Source organism: Nocardiopsis sp. JB363 (assembly GCF_900143625.1).
Taxonomy (GTDB): domain Bacteria; phylum Actinomycetota; class Actinomycetes; order Streptosporangiales; family Streptosporangiaceae; genus Nocardiopsis.
Genome location: NZ_FRFF01000184.1, coordinates 1 through 14,314, shown reverse-complemented (window position 1 = coordinate 14,314; position 14,314 = coordinate 1). Strand labels below are relative to the sequence as shown.

Annotated in this window: 12 protein-coding genes; 1 reads left to right on the top strand and 11 read right to left on the bottom strand. The window is 69.9% G+C overall.

The window, feature by feature from the left end:
• Position 1: 1 nt before the first annotated feature.
• From BQ8420_RS28245 to BQ8420_RS28195, 11 genes are all read right to left on the bottom strand, one after another.
• Entirely contained in the window at positions 2-2,056 is a 2,055-nt protein-coding gene (locus BQ8420_RS28245) for a beta-galactosidase (RefSeq protein WP_087103006.1), read from the bottom strand.
• Positions 2,057-2,127: 71 nt separating this feature from the next.
• Positions 2,128-3,459 (bottom strand): ABC transporter substrate-binding protein, encoded by a 1,332-nt coding sequence (locus BQ8420_RS28240; protein ID WP_087103003.1) that lies wholly within the window; start codon positions 3,457-3,459, stop codon positions 2,128-2,130.
• A 31-nt stretch (positions 3,460-3,490) separates the two neighbouring features.
• Positions 3,491-4,393, bottom strand: coding sequence for a carbohydrate ABC transporter permease (locus tag BQ8420_RS28235; protein WP_087103001.1), 903 nt, complete (start codon positions 4,391-4,393; stop codon positions 3,491-3,493).
• A gap of 3 nt (positions 4,394-4,396) precedes the next feature.
• A complete protein-coding gene (locus tag BQ8420_RS28230) occupies positions 4,397-5,218 on the bottom strand; it encodes a carbohydrate ABC transporter permease (protein WP_200816132.1) in 822 nt (273 codons plus the stop codon).
• A 266-nt stretch (positions 5,219-5,484) separates the two neighbouring features.
• The gene (locus tag BQ8420_RS28225) at positions 5,485-6,528 is read right to left on the bottom strand and encodes a LacI family DNA-binding transcriptional regulator (RefSeq protein WP_200816134.1); all 1,044 of its coding nucleotides are present in this window, start codon (positions 6,526-6,528) and stop codon (positions 5,485-5,487) included.
• 91 nt (positions 6,529-6,619) lie between these two features.
• Positions 6,620-7,657 (bottom strand): LacI family DNA-binding transcriptional regulator, encoded by a 1,038-nt coding sequence (locus tag BQ8420_RS28220; RefSeq protein WP_235006540.1) that lies wholly within the window; start codon positions 7,655-7,657, stop codon positions 6,620-6,622.
• A gap of 169 nt (positions 7,658-7,826) precedes the next feature.
• A complete protein-coding gene (locus BQ8420_RS28215) occupies positions 7,827-8,144 on the bottom strand; it encodes an L-rhamnose mutarotase (RefSeq protein WP_087102997.1) in 318 nt (105 codons plus the stop codon).
• A gap of 16 nt (positions 8,145-8,160) precedes the next feature.
• Positions 8,161-9,222, bottom strand: a complete 1,062-nt coding sequence (gene rhaS / locus BQ8420_RS28210) for a rhamnose ABC transporter substrate-binding protein (RefSeq protein ID WP_087102995.1) — start codon at positions 9,220-9,222, stop codon at positions 8,161-8,163.
• Positions 9,219-10,226 carry an ABC transporter permease gene (locus BQ8420_RS28205; RefSeq protein WP_235006539.1) on the bottom strand — a complete coding sequence of 336 codons (1,008 nt, stop codon included), beginning with the start codon at positions 10,224-10,226 and terminating at the stop codon, positions 9,219-9,221. The genes rhaS and BQ8420_RS28205 overlap by 4 nt, the downstream gene beginning before the upstream one ends.
• Complete coding sequence (locus tag BQ8420_RS28200; RefSeq protein ID WP_143847636.1) at positions 10,216-11,238, bottom strand: ABC transporter permease; 1,023 nt, start codon at positions 11,236-11,238, stop codon at positions 10,216-10,218. Before BQ8420_RS28200 ends, BQ8420_RS28205 begins: the two co-directional genes overlap by 11 nt.
• Positions 11,239-11,240: 2 nt before the next feature.
• On the bottom strand, positions 11,241-12,767 hold the full coding sequence (locus BQ8420_RS28195; protein ID WP_200816131.1) for a sugar ABC transporter ATP-binding protein: 1,527 nt from the start codon (positions 12,765-12,767) through the stop codon (positions 11,241-11,243).
• A 290-nt stretch (positions 12,768-13,057) separates the two neighbouring features.
• On the opposite strand from BQ8420_RS28195, the gene BQ8420_RS28190 reads away from it, so the two are divergent.
• Entirely contained in the window at positions 13,058-14,113 is a 1,056-nt protein-coding gene (locus BQ8420_RS28190) for a LacI family DNA-binding transcriptional regulator (RefSeq protein ID WP_087102993.1), read from the top strand.
• Positions 14,114-14,314 lie beyond the last annotated feature (201 nt).

Genomic DNA, 14,314 nt, shown 5'->3' with positions numbered 1-14,314 from the left:
CTCATGTCGCCGACAAGCGCCACACGGTGATGCCGTGCGGCGGGAGGACGTGGGTCCCCTCCTCGGACGTGGTGGCCCCCGTCAACGGGCTGCCCGGCAGGCCGTGGAGCTCGACGGGTTCGTCGGTGCGGTTGGTCAGGAAACGGTACTGGGCGTCCTCGTCGACGCGCACGGCCAGTTCCACCCGGCCGCGCAGCTCCTCGGGGAGTTCGCCGTCGATCCCGGCGTCGGCCAGCAACCGGCCCAGCAAGGAGACACGGTGGATCTCGTCCAGACGGGTCGAGACGTAGGCGGCGCCACCACCGCCGGGCAGCGGACGCCGGGTCAGCGCCGCTCCCCCCGCCAGGGGACCGTCGGCGTAGCGGGCCAGGACCTCGGTCTCCTGCGAGGTGACGGTGATCCGGTCCGACCACACCGTTCCGGTGGAACCGTCGTCCAGGCTCACGCGGGCTCCCTCGGGCAGGGGCGCGAACTCCTCGATCCGAAGACCCAACAGGTCGCGCAACGGCCCGGGATAACCGCCCAGGTACACGTGGTCGTTCTCGTCGACGATCCCGGAGAAGTAGGTGGTGACCAGGTGGCCGCCGCCCGTGGCGTAGTCGTTCAGACGCTTGGCGGTGGTCTCGGGCAATACGTGGAGCAGGGGCGCGACCACGAGGTCGTACGCCTCCCAGTCGGCGTCGGTGGGCAGCACGTCCACGCGCACGCCCGCCTCCAGGAACGCGGTGTACCAGTCCAGGGCCTCGCGGTGCACGTCCAGCAGCGAACTGGGCAGCGAGTCGCGACCCACCGCCCATCGGGACTCCCAGTCGAAGACGATGGCGGCCCGGGCGGGCAGCCGGCGTGATCCGGCGACCTCCCTCAGGTCCTGGGCCAGGACCCGCCCCAGCTCGGCCGCGTCCTGGAAGATCCGGCTCTCGGCTCCAGTGTGCGGCACCATCGCCGAGTGGTACTTCTCCGCACCGGCCGCCGACTGGCGCCACTGGAAGAAGCTCACGGCGTCGGCGCCGTGCGCCACGTGCAGCAGGGAGTCGCGTGCCATCTCGCCGGGGGCCTTGGGCGGGTTGACGGTCCGCCAGTTGACGGCACCGGTGGAGTGCTCCATCAGATACCAGGGGCGCCCGCGCGCCAGACCCCCGGTGAGGTTCGCACTGAAGGAGAGTTCGTCGGCGCCGCCGGGTTCGGGACGCACGTAGTGGTCGTTGGAGACGAAGTCGACCTCGTGGGCCCAGTCGGCGTAGTTCATCTCCGCGACGTGACCCATGACCATGAAGTTGGTGGTGATGGGGACGCCGGGCGACAGGCGACGCAGGATAGCGCTTTCCGCCCGTAGGTGGTCCCGCAGGGCGTCGGAGGAGAAGCGCGCGAAGTCGAGCTGTTGGGTGGGGTTGACGTGCGATGCGGCCAACCGGGGCGGCAGGACCTGCTCCCAGTCGGTGTAGCGCTGGGACCAGAAGTCGGTGGCCCAGGCGTGGTTGAGCCCGTCGACCGTGGCGTAGCGCTCGCGCAGCCAGGCGCGGAAGGCGGTCGCGGCGTCCTCGGAGTAGTCGTGGACGTTGTGGCAGCCCAGTTCGTTGGACACGTGCCAGGCGGCCAGAGCGGGGTGGCCGCCGTAGCGTTCGGCCAGGGCGGTGGTCACCTCCAGCGCGTGGCGACGGAAGACCGGTGAGGTGGGGCGCCAGTGCTGGCGGGCACCGGGCCAGACGGTCTCGCCGGTGCGGGTGACCGGCAGGATCTCGGGGTGGGCGGTGGTGAGCCAGGCGGGCGGCGACGCGGTGGCGGTGGCCAGGTCGACGGCGATGCCGTTCTCGTGCAGCCGGTCCATGATCTCGTCCAGCCAGCCGAAGTCCCAGATGTCGGATGCCGGTTGGAGCCGGGACCAGGAGAACACCCCGAGGGTGACGATGTTGACCCCGGCGCGGCGCATCAGGCGCAGGTCCTCCTCCCACACCCCGCGCGGCCACTGCTCGGGGTTGTAGTCGGCGCCGTAGCCGAAGCGGGGGCGGGCGGGCTCGTCGGGCCAACGCGGCCAGTCGAGCGAACCGGCGTCGGTCATGATGGTTCCCTTCGAAGGACAACGGGGGGGGGGGGGCGGCCGAGGCCGCCCCCCTACGGGTCGCGGCGCGGTCAGTCGCCGGTGGTGACGGTGAAGCCCTGTTCCTCGCCGTAGCGGACCGAGGCGTCCTGCCAGTCGGCCAGCCCCTCGGCGAGGGTGGTGTCGGAGACATAGGCCTGACCGACGGTGTCGTTGAACAGCGAGTTGGTGTGGGCCTGGTAGGGCAGGTAGGTCCACCCCTGGAGCACACTGGCGGCGGAGTCGGCGTAGACCCGGTTGACCGTCTGCCCACCGAAGTACTCGGACTCGTTGTCCAGGAACTCCTGCGACTCCAGGTCGGCAACGGTCGCCGGGAAGGCGCCCTGGTCGATCCGGGCCTGGACGCCGTCACCGGAGTTGGCGTACTCGATGAAGGCGTAGGCGAGCGCCTGGTTCTCCGCGCCCACCGGAACGGCCAGGGCGCTGCCGCCGCTCTCGGCACTGGAGGTCTCGCCCTCCTCCCAGGCGGGCGGCGGGGCCACACGCCAGGAGCCGGCCCCTTCGGGGACCCCGGACTCCAGGTTCAGTCCCATCCACGCGCCTGTGACCAGGGTGGCGACACTGCCGTCGCCCAACGCCTGGTACCACTCGTCGCTCCAGGAGGTCACCGGCAGGAGCAGTTCGTCGTCGATGAGCCGCTGCCAGGTGTCGACGTAGCGGGCGGTGCCCTCGTCGGTGAAGTCGACGGTGACCTCCTCCCCCTCCACCTGGTAGGGCTGTCCGCCCGCCTGCCAGATCCCGGTGGTGGTGGCGCCGGCGTCACCGTTGTCGGCGGCGACGTACACGTCGGGGTCGGCCTCCTGGATCTCCCGGGCCGCCTCGACGTACTCCTCCCAGGTGGTGGGGACCTCCACGTCCAGCTCGTCGAAGACGTCCTGGTTGTAGAACAGGGCGATGGGTCCGGAGTCCATGGGCAGACCGTGGATGGCGCTTTCCTCGCCTTGGACGGCCTCCCACGGGCCGGGGGTGTAATCCCCCTCCAGCTCCGCCGCTCCCAGCGGGGCCAGGTCGACCAGGTTCCCGGCGATGGTGAACTGACCCAGCGCGAAGTACTCGATGTGGGCGACGTCGGGCAACCCCGATCCGGCGGAAAGCGCGTTCTGCAACGCGGTGTACTGGTCGTCTCCGGTGCCGACGTTCTCCACGTCGACGGTGACCCCGGGGTGGGCCTGCTCGAAGTCCTCCGCCACCTGTTCCAGGGTGGGTTCCCAGGCCCAGACGGTGATCTCTCCGCCCTCCTCCAATGCGGCCTCGACGTCCTCGGCGCCGATGTCGGGGTCGGTTCCGTCACCGGAGCCGCAGGCGGTCAACGCCAGACACAAGGCGCCCGCCGCGGCGGCGACTCGGGGTGCTCTGCTGTTCATGGGGGGTCTCCTCGGTCGTGGTGGTCGGTGTTCAACCCTTGAGGCTTCCGGCGGTCAGACCGGACCGCCAGTAGCGCTGCAACATCAGGAAGGCGGCGATCAACGGCACGATGGTCAACAGCGATCCGGTGATGACCAGGTGGAAGACGGGTTCGCCCCCGATCGTGGCGGCCTGGGCGTTCCAGGCGTTGAGGCCGATCGTGAGCGGGAACCAGTCGGGGTCACGGATCATGATCAGCGGCAGGAAGTAGTTGTTCCAGGTCGCCACCATGGTGAAGAGCAGAACCGTGGCGGTTCCGGGGGCCAGGAGCGGCAACGCCACGGTGAAGAAGGTGCGGAGCTCCCCGGAGCCGTCGATGCGCGCGGCCTCCATGAGTTCGGTGGGCACGGCCTGGGCGGCGAACACCCACATCAGGTACAGGCCGAAGGGTGAGATCAGGGAGGGCACGATGACCGCCCACGGGGTGTCGGTCAGGCCCATCCGACTGAACATCAAGAACGTGGGCACGGCCAGCGCCGTGCCGGGTACCGCGGCCGCGCCCAGGACCACGGCGAAGACGGCGCGGCGCCCGGGAAAGTCGAACTTGGCCAGGGCGTAGCCGCCGAGCATCGCCAGCAGGGTGGCTCCGCCCGCGCCCAGCACCACGTACAGCACGGTGTTGAGCAGCCAGCGCACGAACACCCCGTCGTCGTAGGCGAGCGTGGCGGCGATGTTGTCCAGCAACGCGAAGTCGGAGCCGAACCACAGACCGAAGCTGTCCAGCAACGATTCCCGGCCCTTGGTGGCGTTGACGAACAACCAGATCAGGGGCACCAGGGAGTACAGCAGGGCCAGCCCGGTGACCAGGGTCAGGGTGATGCTGCGGCGAGAACGCGACGGGCCGGGCGCGGGGCGGCGGAGCCGGGGTGAGCGGATCGGGGTGGGGGTGCCCATGGTTCACGCGGCCTTTCGCATGCCGAACAGCTGGACCGCGTAGGCGATGACCATGGTCAACAGCCCCATGATGATGGCCACCGCGGCGGCGTAGTTCTGCTGTTGGCCCGAGAAGGCCAACGAGTAGGTGTAGAGGTTGGGCGTGTAGCCCGAGGTGATGGCGTTGGGCGCCAGGCTCTGCAGGATGCTGGGTTCGTTGAACAGCTGGAAGCTGCCGATGACTGAGAAGATCGCGGCGATCACCATGGCCCCGCGCAGGGCGGGGAGTTTGATCGCCGCGATCACCCTCAGCTGGCCGGCACCGTCGACCTCGGCCGCCTCGTACAGGTCGTGCGGGACCGTGCGCAGGGCCGAGTAGAGGATGAGCATGTTGTAGCCGACGAACTGCCAGGTGACGATGTTGCCGATGGCGGCGAGGATGACCCCGGGGGCGAGCGGGTCGGGCAGGGTCACGCCCAGCAGGTCGTTGACGTTGCCCACGAGCCCGAACCGGGTGCCGTACATGAAGCCCCACATCAGGGTGGCCACCACGGCGGGGACGGCGTAGGGCATGAAGATCGAGATGCGGAAGAAGTCGCGCCCGTAGAGTCGCCCGCTGTCCAGGACCAAGGCCAGGAGCAGCGCCAGGAACAGCATGATCGGCACCTGAACGGCGAGGAAGAGCGTCACCCTGGACACCGAGTCCCAGAACACCGGATCGGTGAGGGCGCCGCGGTAGTTCTCCAGACCCACGAAGGAGGTACCGCCGACCAGTTGGTCGCGGTACACGCTCAGGTAGAGCGAGTACAGGATCGGTGCCACGAAGACCAACGCGAAGACGGTCATGAACGGGGCGAGGAAACCCCACCCTGTCCAGCGTCGTCGGGGTCGGCCGCGCGCCGACGGCCTGTTCGGTGAGGGTGAGGTGGGTGCGGTCGTCGGCGTCATGGGGGTCCCTCGTCGAGCACTCCGTGTCGACCGCGGCGACGCCCCTGGTGGGTGGGGGCGGAGGGTGGACACCGAGCGATGTTTACGCAAACATTGCGATGTCGGGAGTGTTGCACCGGCGTTGCCCGGGGGTCAAGGGGGCGGAGGTGGGAAACCTTCGGGGTTCACCTCGGGGGCGGCGCGGTGCTGGCGCGTACCACCAGTTCGGTGGGCACCAGCGAGGCCCCGGGTCCGTCCGCCTCTCCGCGCAGCCGACGCAGCGCACGGGCCACGAGTCGGCGCCCCACCTCGTGGAAGTCCTGCCGGATGGTGGTCAGCGGCGGCAGGAACGATCCCGCCTCCGGGATGTCGTCGAACCCCACCACGCTCACGTCCTCGGGGACCGACCGGCCCCGCTCGTGCAGCGCGCGCAGCAGACCCAACGCCATCTGGTCGTTGGCCGCGAACACCGCCGTGCACTCGGGGTCGGCTGCCAGGGCCAGCCCCGCCCGGTACCCGCTCTCCGCCGACCAGTCGCCGTAGACCGGTGCGGGGACGGCGCACCCCCGTTCCCCGAGCCCCTCCCGCCAGGCCCGGGCCCGACGTTCGGCGCAGAAGGACTCCTCGGGACCGGCCAGATGGTGCACCGTCCGATGTCCCAGGTCGAGCAGGTGCGACACCGCGGTCCACGTCCCGCCCCTCTGATCGGTGTCGACCATGCCGTACCGGTCGTCGGCGTCGGAGTCGGCCACGACCACGTGCAACCCCGGCGGCAACCGGACGTCGGCCGCGTCCATCAGGTGGACCTCCATGATGACGATGACGGCGTCCACGGCCAGCTCGCCCAACCGGGTGAAGGCGCCCAGAACCCCGTCCTGGGTGGGCACGGCCACCGGGATGAGCGTGATCGCGTATCCCTCTTGGGCGGCGGAGCCCGCGATCGCCTCCAGGGTGCGCAGCGTGCCCGTGGTCGACAAGGTGAACACGATGACCCCGAGCGTGCGGAACTCGCCGCTTTTGAGGGCGCGCGCGGCGCTGTTGGGCCGGTAACCGAGCTCGTGCATGGCGGCCAACACCCGTTCACGGGTCTCGGGCACCACACTGGTGCTGCCGTTGGAGACCCGCGAGACGGTCTGCGAGGAGACCCCGGCCAGCCGGGCCACATCGGCCATGGAGACCCGGGCGCCACGACGTCGCGCCCCCGCCACGGTCTCCGCGCCCTCGACCATCCTCACGCCTCCGTGCCCCTGGCGGCGTCTTCCCCGGCCGCCTCCTGCGTTCGACGGCGCTCAGTTTAGCCGGCGAGGGGCGGAACACGCCCTAGGCAGTCGGCGGCGGCGCCGCCACGCTGTCGCGTTCGACCAGGGTGGGGGTGATGACGCTTCGCGTGGAACCGGTCCGTTCACCCGAGACCCGGGACAACAACACGCTCAGCGCCTCGGTGGCCACGGTGTCGAAATCGGGCCGCACCGTGGTCAACGGCGGAATGAAGTAGGCGGCCTCGGGCACGTCGTCGAAACCCACGACGCTGACGTCGCCGGGCACCGAACGACCGCGTTCGTGCATCGCTCGCAGGATCCCCAGGGCCAGGTGGTCGTTGGCCGCGAACACCGCCGTGACCTCCGGCATTCGGGCCAACATCAGCCCCGCCCGGTAGCCCGAGGCGGCGCTCCAGTCGGCCTGGCTGACCGGAGGAACCTCCGCGCCGGTTTCCTCCAGGGTCCGCTGCCAGCCGCGCAGTCGCCCGGCGGCGTCGAACCAGTCCGCCGGGCCCGACACGTGCCAGACCGTCTCGTGTCCGGCCTCCAGCAGACACCGCGTGGCCAGTCGCGCCCCGGCCTCCTGGTCCACGGTCACCAGGGTGCCGTCACGTTCGGGGTCGCCGTCCACCGTCACCACGGGAACGTCGGTGGGCACCTCGGCCAGGGCCTCGTCCGCCGCGCCGGTGGGGGCTATCACCACGATCCCGGCGGCCCGCTGTTCGCGGTGGTGTTCCACCGCGGCGGCGATGGAACCGTGGTCCAGGACCCGGACCCGGCGCACGCTGACCACGAACCCCCGCGCGGTGGCGGCCAGTTCGAAGGCGGCCAGCAGCGACGAGGGCCCGAAGAGCGTGGAGTTCTGCGCCACCACACCCAGGAGCTGGGACTTCCCGGTCGCCAGGGTGCGGGCGGCCCGGTTGGGGCGGTAACCGAGTTGTTCGATGGCGGCGCGCACACGCAACCGGGTCTGCTCACGGACGTTGGGGTGCCCGTTGAGCACACGGGACACCGTCTGGTGGGAGACACCGGCGAGCCGAGCGACGTCCGTCATCGCGGGGTCGCGGTTCACCCGGACGGGCGGGGAAGTATGGTCCACCCAAAAACTCCTTGCCGGGGTTGGTGGGCGTTAACATACTCCACCGCCTTTCCCGGGGCAATGGTCGGGAAGGTCTGGAAGTATGGGTTCTCCACCCGGCTTGTTAGCGCTCACGCCACGGACACGGGAAAACCCCGGTCGGGCGGGCCCGACCGGGGCGTACGGCTGTCTAGGGAAGGTGGAAGAGCTCGGTCAGGGGAAGCATCCCCTCATCGGGGCGACCGTCCAGGCCCTCGAAGAGGGGCGCCATCTCCGCCTGCCAGCGGGCGTTGACCTCGGTCTTCGCCATGGCCGCACGGGCCGCGTCGAAGTCCTCGGTCTCCAGGTAGCCGACCACCATGCCCCGCTCATCGGCGAACAGCGAGTAGTTGTGCCAACCGCTCTCCGACAGGGCCCGACGCATCTCGGGCCACACCTGGGCATGACGCTCGCGGTACTCCGCCAACCGGTCCTGGCGCACCTTCAGCACGAAACACACTCGTCGCATGCGTCCCCTTCCCGGGTCAGAAGTCGAAGTCGTCCACATTGTCGGCGTCGAAGACCAGCGGCGGGCCCAGCACGACCTCGCCGTCGGTCTCGAACGTGAACTCGCCCAGGTCACCGGCGGTGAAGGTCTCCCCCTGCGCGCCGGTGATCTGCCCGGCCTTGAGCGCGGCACCGGTGTACCCGGCCAGGTAGCCCAGCTCGTGCGGGTTCCACAGCGCGAACTGCCCGACGGTGCCGTCGTGCACGAACTCGCGCATCTGGTTGGGCGTGCCCAGGCCCGTCACCACCAGTTCGCCCTGGTACTCGGAGTCGCTGACGTAACGGGCCGCGGCGGCCAGACCGACGGTCGTGGGCGAGACGACCGCGTCCAGGTCCGGGTGGGACTGCATCAGCCCCTGCATCTCCTGGAAGGACTCCAGGTCGTCGTCGTTGCCGTAGACGGTGTCCACCAACTCCAGGTCGGCGTACTCGTCCTCCTGCAGGATCTGCTCCATCTCCTCGATCCACGCGTTCTGGTTGGTGGCGTTGGGAGTGGCCGACAGGACCGCGAAGGTGCCCTCGCCGTCGAGCTGCTCCTCGGCCATGTCCACCAGCGTCTGCCCGATGAGCTGGTTGTTGGACTGGTTGACGAACACGTCGGTGCAGTTGGCGTTGGAGTCGTAGCCCACGATGACCGCACCGTTGTCGCGCGCCTCGTTCAGGGACGGGCACACGGCGTCGGGGTCGTTGGCGGCGATGACGATGACGTCGCTGCCGGCCTGGCTGGCGGCGTTGATGTACTCCACCTGGGAGTCGGCGGTGGCCTCGGTGCCGCCGCGTTCGGTGGCCACACCGCCCACCGCCTCGACCGCTTCCTCTCCCCCGGCGTTGACCAGGTCGAAGAACGGGTTGTTGAGCTGCTTGGGCAGGAAGTCGATCGCCAGGCCCTCGGGGATCTCCGCGTCCGGGTCGGCGGTACCGGTGGGTCCCTGGGCGCCCTCGTCCTGGGCGTCGTCGATGGTGGTGCCGCCGCAGGCGGTGGCCAGCAACACGGCCGCCGCGGTCGCGGCGAGGAACAGGTGGCGTCGCGGATCGGTCATGGTGTGTCTCCCTTGGAGGTACGGGACGTGAGCGGGCGTGCGCGCCGGGATCGGACCCGGGCCGCGAGATTGGGTGTGACGACGGAGGCGATGAGGATCGCGCCGGTGACGATGAGCAGGACGTCGCTGCTGATGCCGAACAGCTGCAGGGCGTTGCGCAGGACGCCGAGCAACAGCACGCCGCTCATCACGCCCAGGATCGACCCGACCCCACCGAAGATGGACACCCCGCCGAGCAGGACGGCGGCCACGACCTGGAGTTCCAGGCCGAAGGCGGTGTCGGCGCGGGACGTGCCGTACTGCAGGGTCCAGAAGACCCCGGCGGAGGAGGCGACCACGCCGCTGAGCGTGAACAGCCAGAACTTGGTCCACTTGACCGGGACCCCGGAGAACCGGGCGGCCTCGTCGTTGTTGCCGATGTCGAACAGGGAACGGCCGGCCCCGGTGGCGTGCAGGAACACGGCGAACAGCAGGGCGAGCACCAGGATCGCCACCGCGATCCAGGGCAATCCCTCGACGCCGGGAAAGGGTGCGCGGGCCCCGCTCACCCAGCTCTGCGGATAGCTGGCCACGGCCCGATCGCCCAGCAGCACATAGGCCAGACCCCGGTACAGGGCCATGGTGCCGATGGTGACCGCCAGGGAGGGCAACCCCATCACGGTGACCAGGACCCCGTTGAGGGCGCCCAACAGCGCGCCGACCACCAGGCAGATCACCAGGGCCGTCTCGATCGGGACCCCGGACTCCCACAGCAGACCCAGGGTGGCGCTGGTCAGGGCCAAGGTGGAGGCCACCGACAGGTCGATCTCCCCGGTGATGACGATGAGGGTCATCGGCAGGGCCATCAGGGCGATGGCGGCCACGCTCAGCAACAGGAAGCTCGTGTTGCGTCCGGTGGCGAACACGTCGACGAACATCGACGCGCACAGCAGCGCCACCAGCAACGCGCCGACCACGGGGGCCTCACGCGCCCGGAGCCTCTTGGCGATGGTCTCAAGAGCCACGGGGACCTCCTCGGAGCCTGCGCGCCGAGCGCAGCGCCAGCAGCCGGTCCAGGCCGATGGCGGCCAGGATCAGCGCGCCGACGACGGCCTGGTGCCAGAACTGGTCGATCTGCCAGATGGGCAGGGCGGCGGTGATGGTGGTGAGCAGGATGGCGCCCAGGGCCGCGCCGTAGACGGTGCCCACGCCCCCGGCGATGGCCACGCCGCCCACGACCGCGGCGGCCACGACCTGCAACTCCATGCCGAAACCGACGGTGGAGTCGACGGTGCCGTAGCGGGCGGCGAACAGCACCCCGGCCAGGCCGGCCAGTGCGCCGTTGGCGACGAAGGCGGCCAGGACCCGACGGCTCACGGGGATGCCGGACAGGCGTGCGGCCTCCCCGTTGGAGCCGATGGCGTACAGCTCGCGGCCCGAGCGGTAGTGGGACAGGAACAGACCCACACCGACGACCACGACGATGGCGACGGCGGCGGGCAGCGGCACGCCGAGGACGCTCACGCGCCCCAGGCTCAGGAACGCCGAGGGCATGTCGTGGGCGTTGATCTGGCCGCCGTCCGCCCACCAGTGGCCGATCCCGCGGAAGGCGTAGAGCGTGCCCAGGGTGACGACCAGGGCCGGCACTTGGGCGAAGGTGACGAGGAAGCCGTTCGCCAGGCCGCACAGAGCGCCCAGAGCCACCCCGGCCAAGAGCACCACGGGGATGGGGAGCCCGGGGAAGGCGACGAAGAGGGTGCCGGTGCCGAACGCCGCCAAACCCATGACCGAACCGACCGACAGGTCGACGTTCTTGGTGATCAAGACCAGGGCCTGGCCCACGGCCAGGACGGACAGCACGGTCGCGCCGAGGAACAGGTCGCGTACGCCCTGGCTGGAGAGGAACCCGGGGTTGTTCAGCCAGGTGGCGGCGATGAGCAGGACCACGGCCAGGAGCACGCCGAGTTCACGGACCCTGCGGGTACGTCGGACGCGCTCGGTCGTGGTGGTGGCGGCCGGGGTCTGGGTGTCGGACACCGTCACGTCGCCCCCTTCCCGGAAGTGGTGCCGGTGGCCGCGTACATGACGGACTCCTCGGTGGCCTCGGAACGGTCGAGTTCGGCGGTGACGCGGCCCTCGTGCATCACCAGGACGCGGTCGGCCATGCCCAGGACCTCGGGGAGTTCGCTGGAGACCATCACCACCGCCACCCCTTCCCCCGCCAGGGTGGTGAGCAGGCGGTGGACCTCGGCCTTGGTGCCCACATCGATCCCGCGGGTGGGCTCGTCCACGAACAGGACCCGCGGTTCGGTGGACAGCCACTTGGCCAGGACGACCTTCTGCTGGTTGCCGCCGGACAGAGTGGAGACCGTGTCGGCCAGGTCGCCGAACTTCAGGCGCAGGCGCTCACCCCAGTGGTGGGCCGCCTCGTTCTCGGCCCGCGAGGTCAGCAGGCCGGCGCGGCTGAGCGGACGGCGACGGGTGGCGGTGGCGTTGCGGGCGATGGAGGACTCCATGACCAGCCCCTGCTGGCGGCGGTCCTCGGGGACCAGGGCCATGTGGGCGGCCATGGCGGCCTTGGGCCGGCCCGCGGGCAGCCGCCGACCGTATACGCGAACCGAGCCGAGGTCGTAGCGGTCCACCCCGAACACGGCGCGTACGACCTCGCTGCGTCCGGCGCCCACCAGCCCGGCCAAGGCGACGATCTCGCCGGCGCGCACCGTGAAGGAGACGTCGGCGAAGACCCCCTGCCGGGTGAGTCCCTCCACTTCCAGGACGGTGTCGCCGATGGACGCCTCCTGTTTGGGATAGAGGTCGTCGACGTCGCGGCCGACCATGCGGCGCACCACGATGTCCACGTCCAGGTCATCGGTGGGGTCGCAGGAGACGAAGGCTCCATCGCGCACGACCGTGACCCGGTCGCTGAGGGCGAAGACCTCGTCGAAGCGGTGGGAGATGAACAGCAGCGCCGCCCCGGCGTCGCGCAGGGAACGGGCGACCCGGAACAGACGTTCGGCCTCCACACCGGACAGCGCGGCGGTGGGTTCGTCCATGATCAGGACCCGGGCGTCGCGGGTGAGGGCCTTGGCGATCTCCACGAGCTGTTGGTCGGCGATGGAGAGCCCGCGGGCGGGACGTTCGGGGTCGACCTCCACACCCAGACGGGAGAAGGCCTCTCTGGTCTGTCGGCGCATGCGGGCCTTGTCGATGGTGCCCCAACGGGTGCGGGGCTGGCGACCAACGAAGATGTTCTCGGTGACGGACAGGTCCGGGAAGAGGGTGGGTTCCTGGTAGATGACCGCGACCCCGGCACGCTGGGCGTCGACGGGCGCGGTGAACGCGACGGGGCCGTCGTCGACCAAGAGACGTCCACTGTCGGGGCGGTGCACCCCGGCCAGGATCTTGACGAGGGTGGACTTACCGGCCCCGTTCTCCCCGACCAGGGCGTGGATCTCTCCCGCGTGCAGGTCGAGGGACATGTCCCGAAGGGCGCGGACGTTACCGAAGGCCTTGCTCACGTCGGCGAGGGAGAGGACGGGCGGACCGGTGGGGCCTCGTACCGCCATGCTGTCCTCCTTCCGTTGAGGACTTACGTTGAGGTCGACACGCCGGATCGGACCGACGAACAAAACGTTTTAAGGTGAGGGTGATGTTATTTAGAACACAGACAGCCGTCAAGGCATCCAGGAAACAACCTGATAAAACGAGCGGCAGGCTCCGAACGCCAACCGGCACCGCTCGGAACCGAGAAGAGCGCCCACGGCACCGGACCCGCTTGTACGATTGTCATTGACACGTTTCAATCACGGTGTGACCATGAGCTCATCCTCCACACCTCAGGCTGGGAGTACCGCACGTGCCCGACAACCCGAACCCCACCGCGACCCGGCGTTCCGTCGGCATCACCCAGGTCGCCAGCCACGCGGGGGTCTCGCCCGGGACGGTGTCCAACGTCCTCAACCGGCCCGAACGGGTGGCGACGGAGACCAGGGAACGCGTCGAAGCCGCCATCCGCGAACTCGACTACGTGCGCAACTCCTCCGGCAGCAGCCTGCGCTCCGGACGCAGCGACTGCGTGGGGTTGCTGGTCCTGGACGTGACCAACCCCTACTTCACGGAGGTCGCGCGCGGGGTCGAGGACGAGGCCGTGGACGCCGGACTGGCGGTACTGCTGCTCAACTCCGCCGAGGAGCACACCAGACAGGAGCGCAACCTCCGCCTGCTCGCCGGACAGCGCGCCGCCGGCGCGGTGGTCATGCCCATCGACGACGACCTGTCCGACCTGCGCTGGCTGAGCAAGCAGGGGATCCCCTGGGTGGCTCTCGACCGCGGTGACGTGCCCACCGAGGAAGGATGCAGCGTCAGCGTCGACAACGAGGCGGGCGGGCTGGCCGCCGGGCGCCACCTCATCGGACTCGGCCACGAACGGATCGCGTTCCTGACCGGCCCCTTCTCCATCGACCAGGTCCACCGCCGCCACCTGGGCCTGACCCAGGCCGTCAGCGAGGCGGGTCTGGACCCGGACACCGCCCTCGACCTGGTGCACGTGCCCCAGCTCAACCCCGAGCAGGGCGAGAAGGCCGTCGACGCCGTCCTGGCCGGTGGGCCGCGCCAGCGTTGCACCGCGGTGTTCTGCGCCAACGACCAGCTCGCCCTGGGTTTCCTCAAGGGCCTGGGACGACGTGGCCTGCGCGCCCCCGACGACATCTCGGTGATGGGCTACGACGACATCGACGTCGCCGCCCTCGTGCACCCCGGGCTCACCACGGTCGCCCAGCCCAAGTACAAGCTGGGACGCACCGCGATGAGCCTGCTCCAGGGACACTTCGACAACCCCGAGCATCGGCACGAGCGGCGGTTGTTCACCCCGGAGATCGTCCTGCGGGGGTCGACGGCGGCGCATCGGCCCTGACCTGGAAGTCGTGTGGGACGGCAGGTGGGGAGTCCTGCGGGGGAGGGCAAGGGGAAGTCGCTCGGAGAGTCGTGTCCGCGCCGGTTCCGGTCTTGGTTCTACACAAACTTAAAACGATTCATGCTGAGGTTGAGGTGCGGCGCCTGAGGTGATGGACTCTTCCACTGGTCGGGCGCGGTGTCGGGTGGGTTGGTGGGTGGG

Bases quoted from the DNA above. Each gene is read 5' to 3' on its own strand.
- BQ8420_RS28245 (WP_087103006.1), bottom strand. From the start codon at position 2,056: ATGACCGACGCCGGTTCGCTCGACTGGCCGCGTTGGCCCGACGAGCCC.
- BQ8420_RS28240 (WP_087103003.1), bottom strand. From the start codon at position 3,459: ATGAACAGCAGAGCACCCCGAGTCGCCGCCGCGGCGGGCGCCTTGTGT.
- BQ8420_RS28235 (WP_087103001.1), bottom strand. From the start codon at position 4,393: ATGGGCACCCCCACCCCGATCCGCTCACCCCGGCTCCGCCGCCCCGCG.
- BQ8420_RS28230 (WP_200816132.1), bottom strand. From the start codon at position 5,218: ATGACCGTCTTCGCGTTGGTCTTCGTGGCACCGATCCTGTACTCGCTC.
- BQ8420_RS28225 (WP_200816134.1), bottom strand. From the start codon at position 6,528: ATGGTCGAGGGCGCGGAGACCGTGGCGGGGGCGCGACGTCGTGGCGCC.
- BQ8420_RS28215 (WP_087102997.1), bottom strand. From the start codon at position 8,144: ATGCGACGAGTGTGTTTCGTGCTGAAGGTGCGCCAGGACCGGTTGGCG.
- rhaS (WP_087102995.1), bottom strand. From the start codon at position 9,222: ATGACCGATCCGCGACGCCACCTGTTCCTCGCCGCGACCGCGGCGGCC.
- BQ8420_RS28195 (WP_200816131.1), bottom strand. From the start codon at position 12,767: ATGGCGGTACGAGGCCCCACCGGTCCGCCCGTCCTCTCCCTCGCCGAC.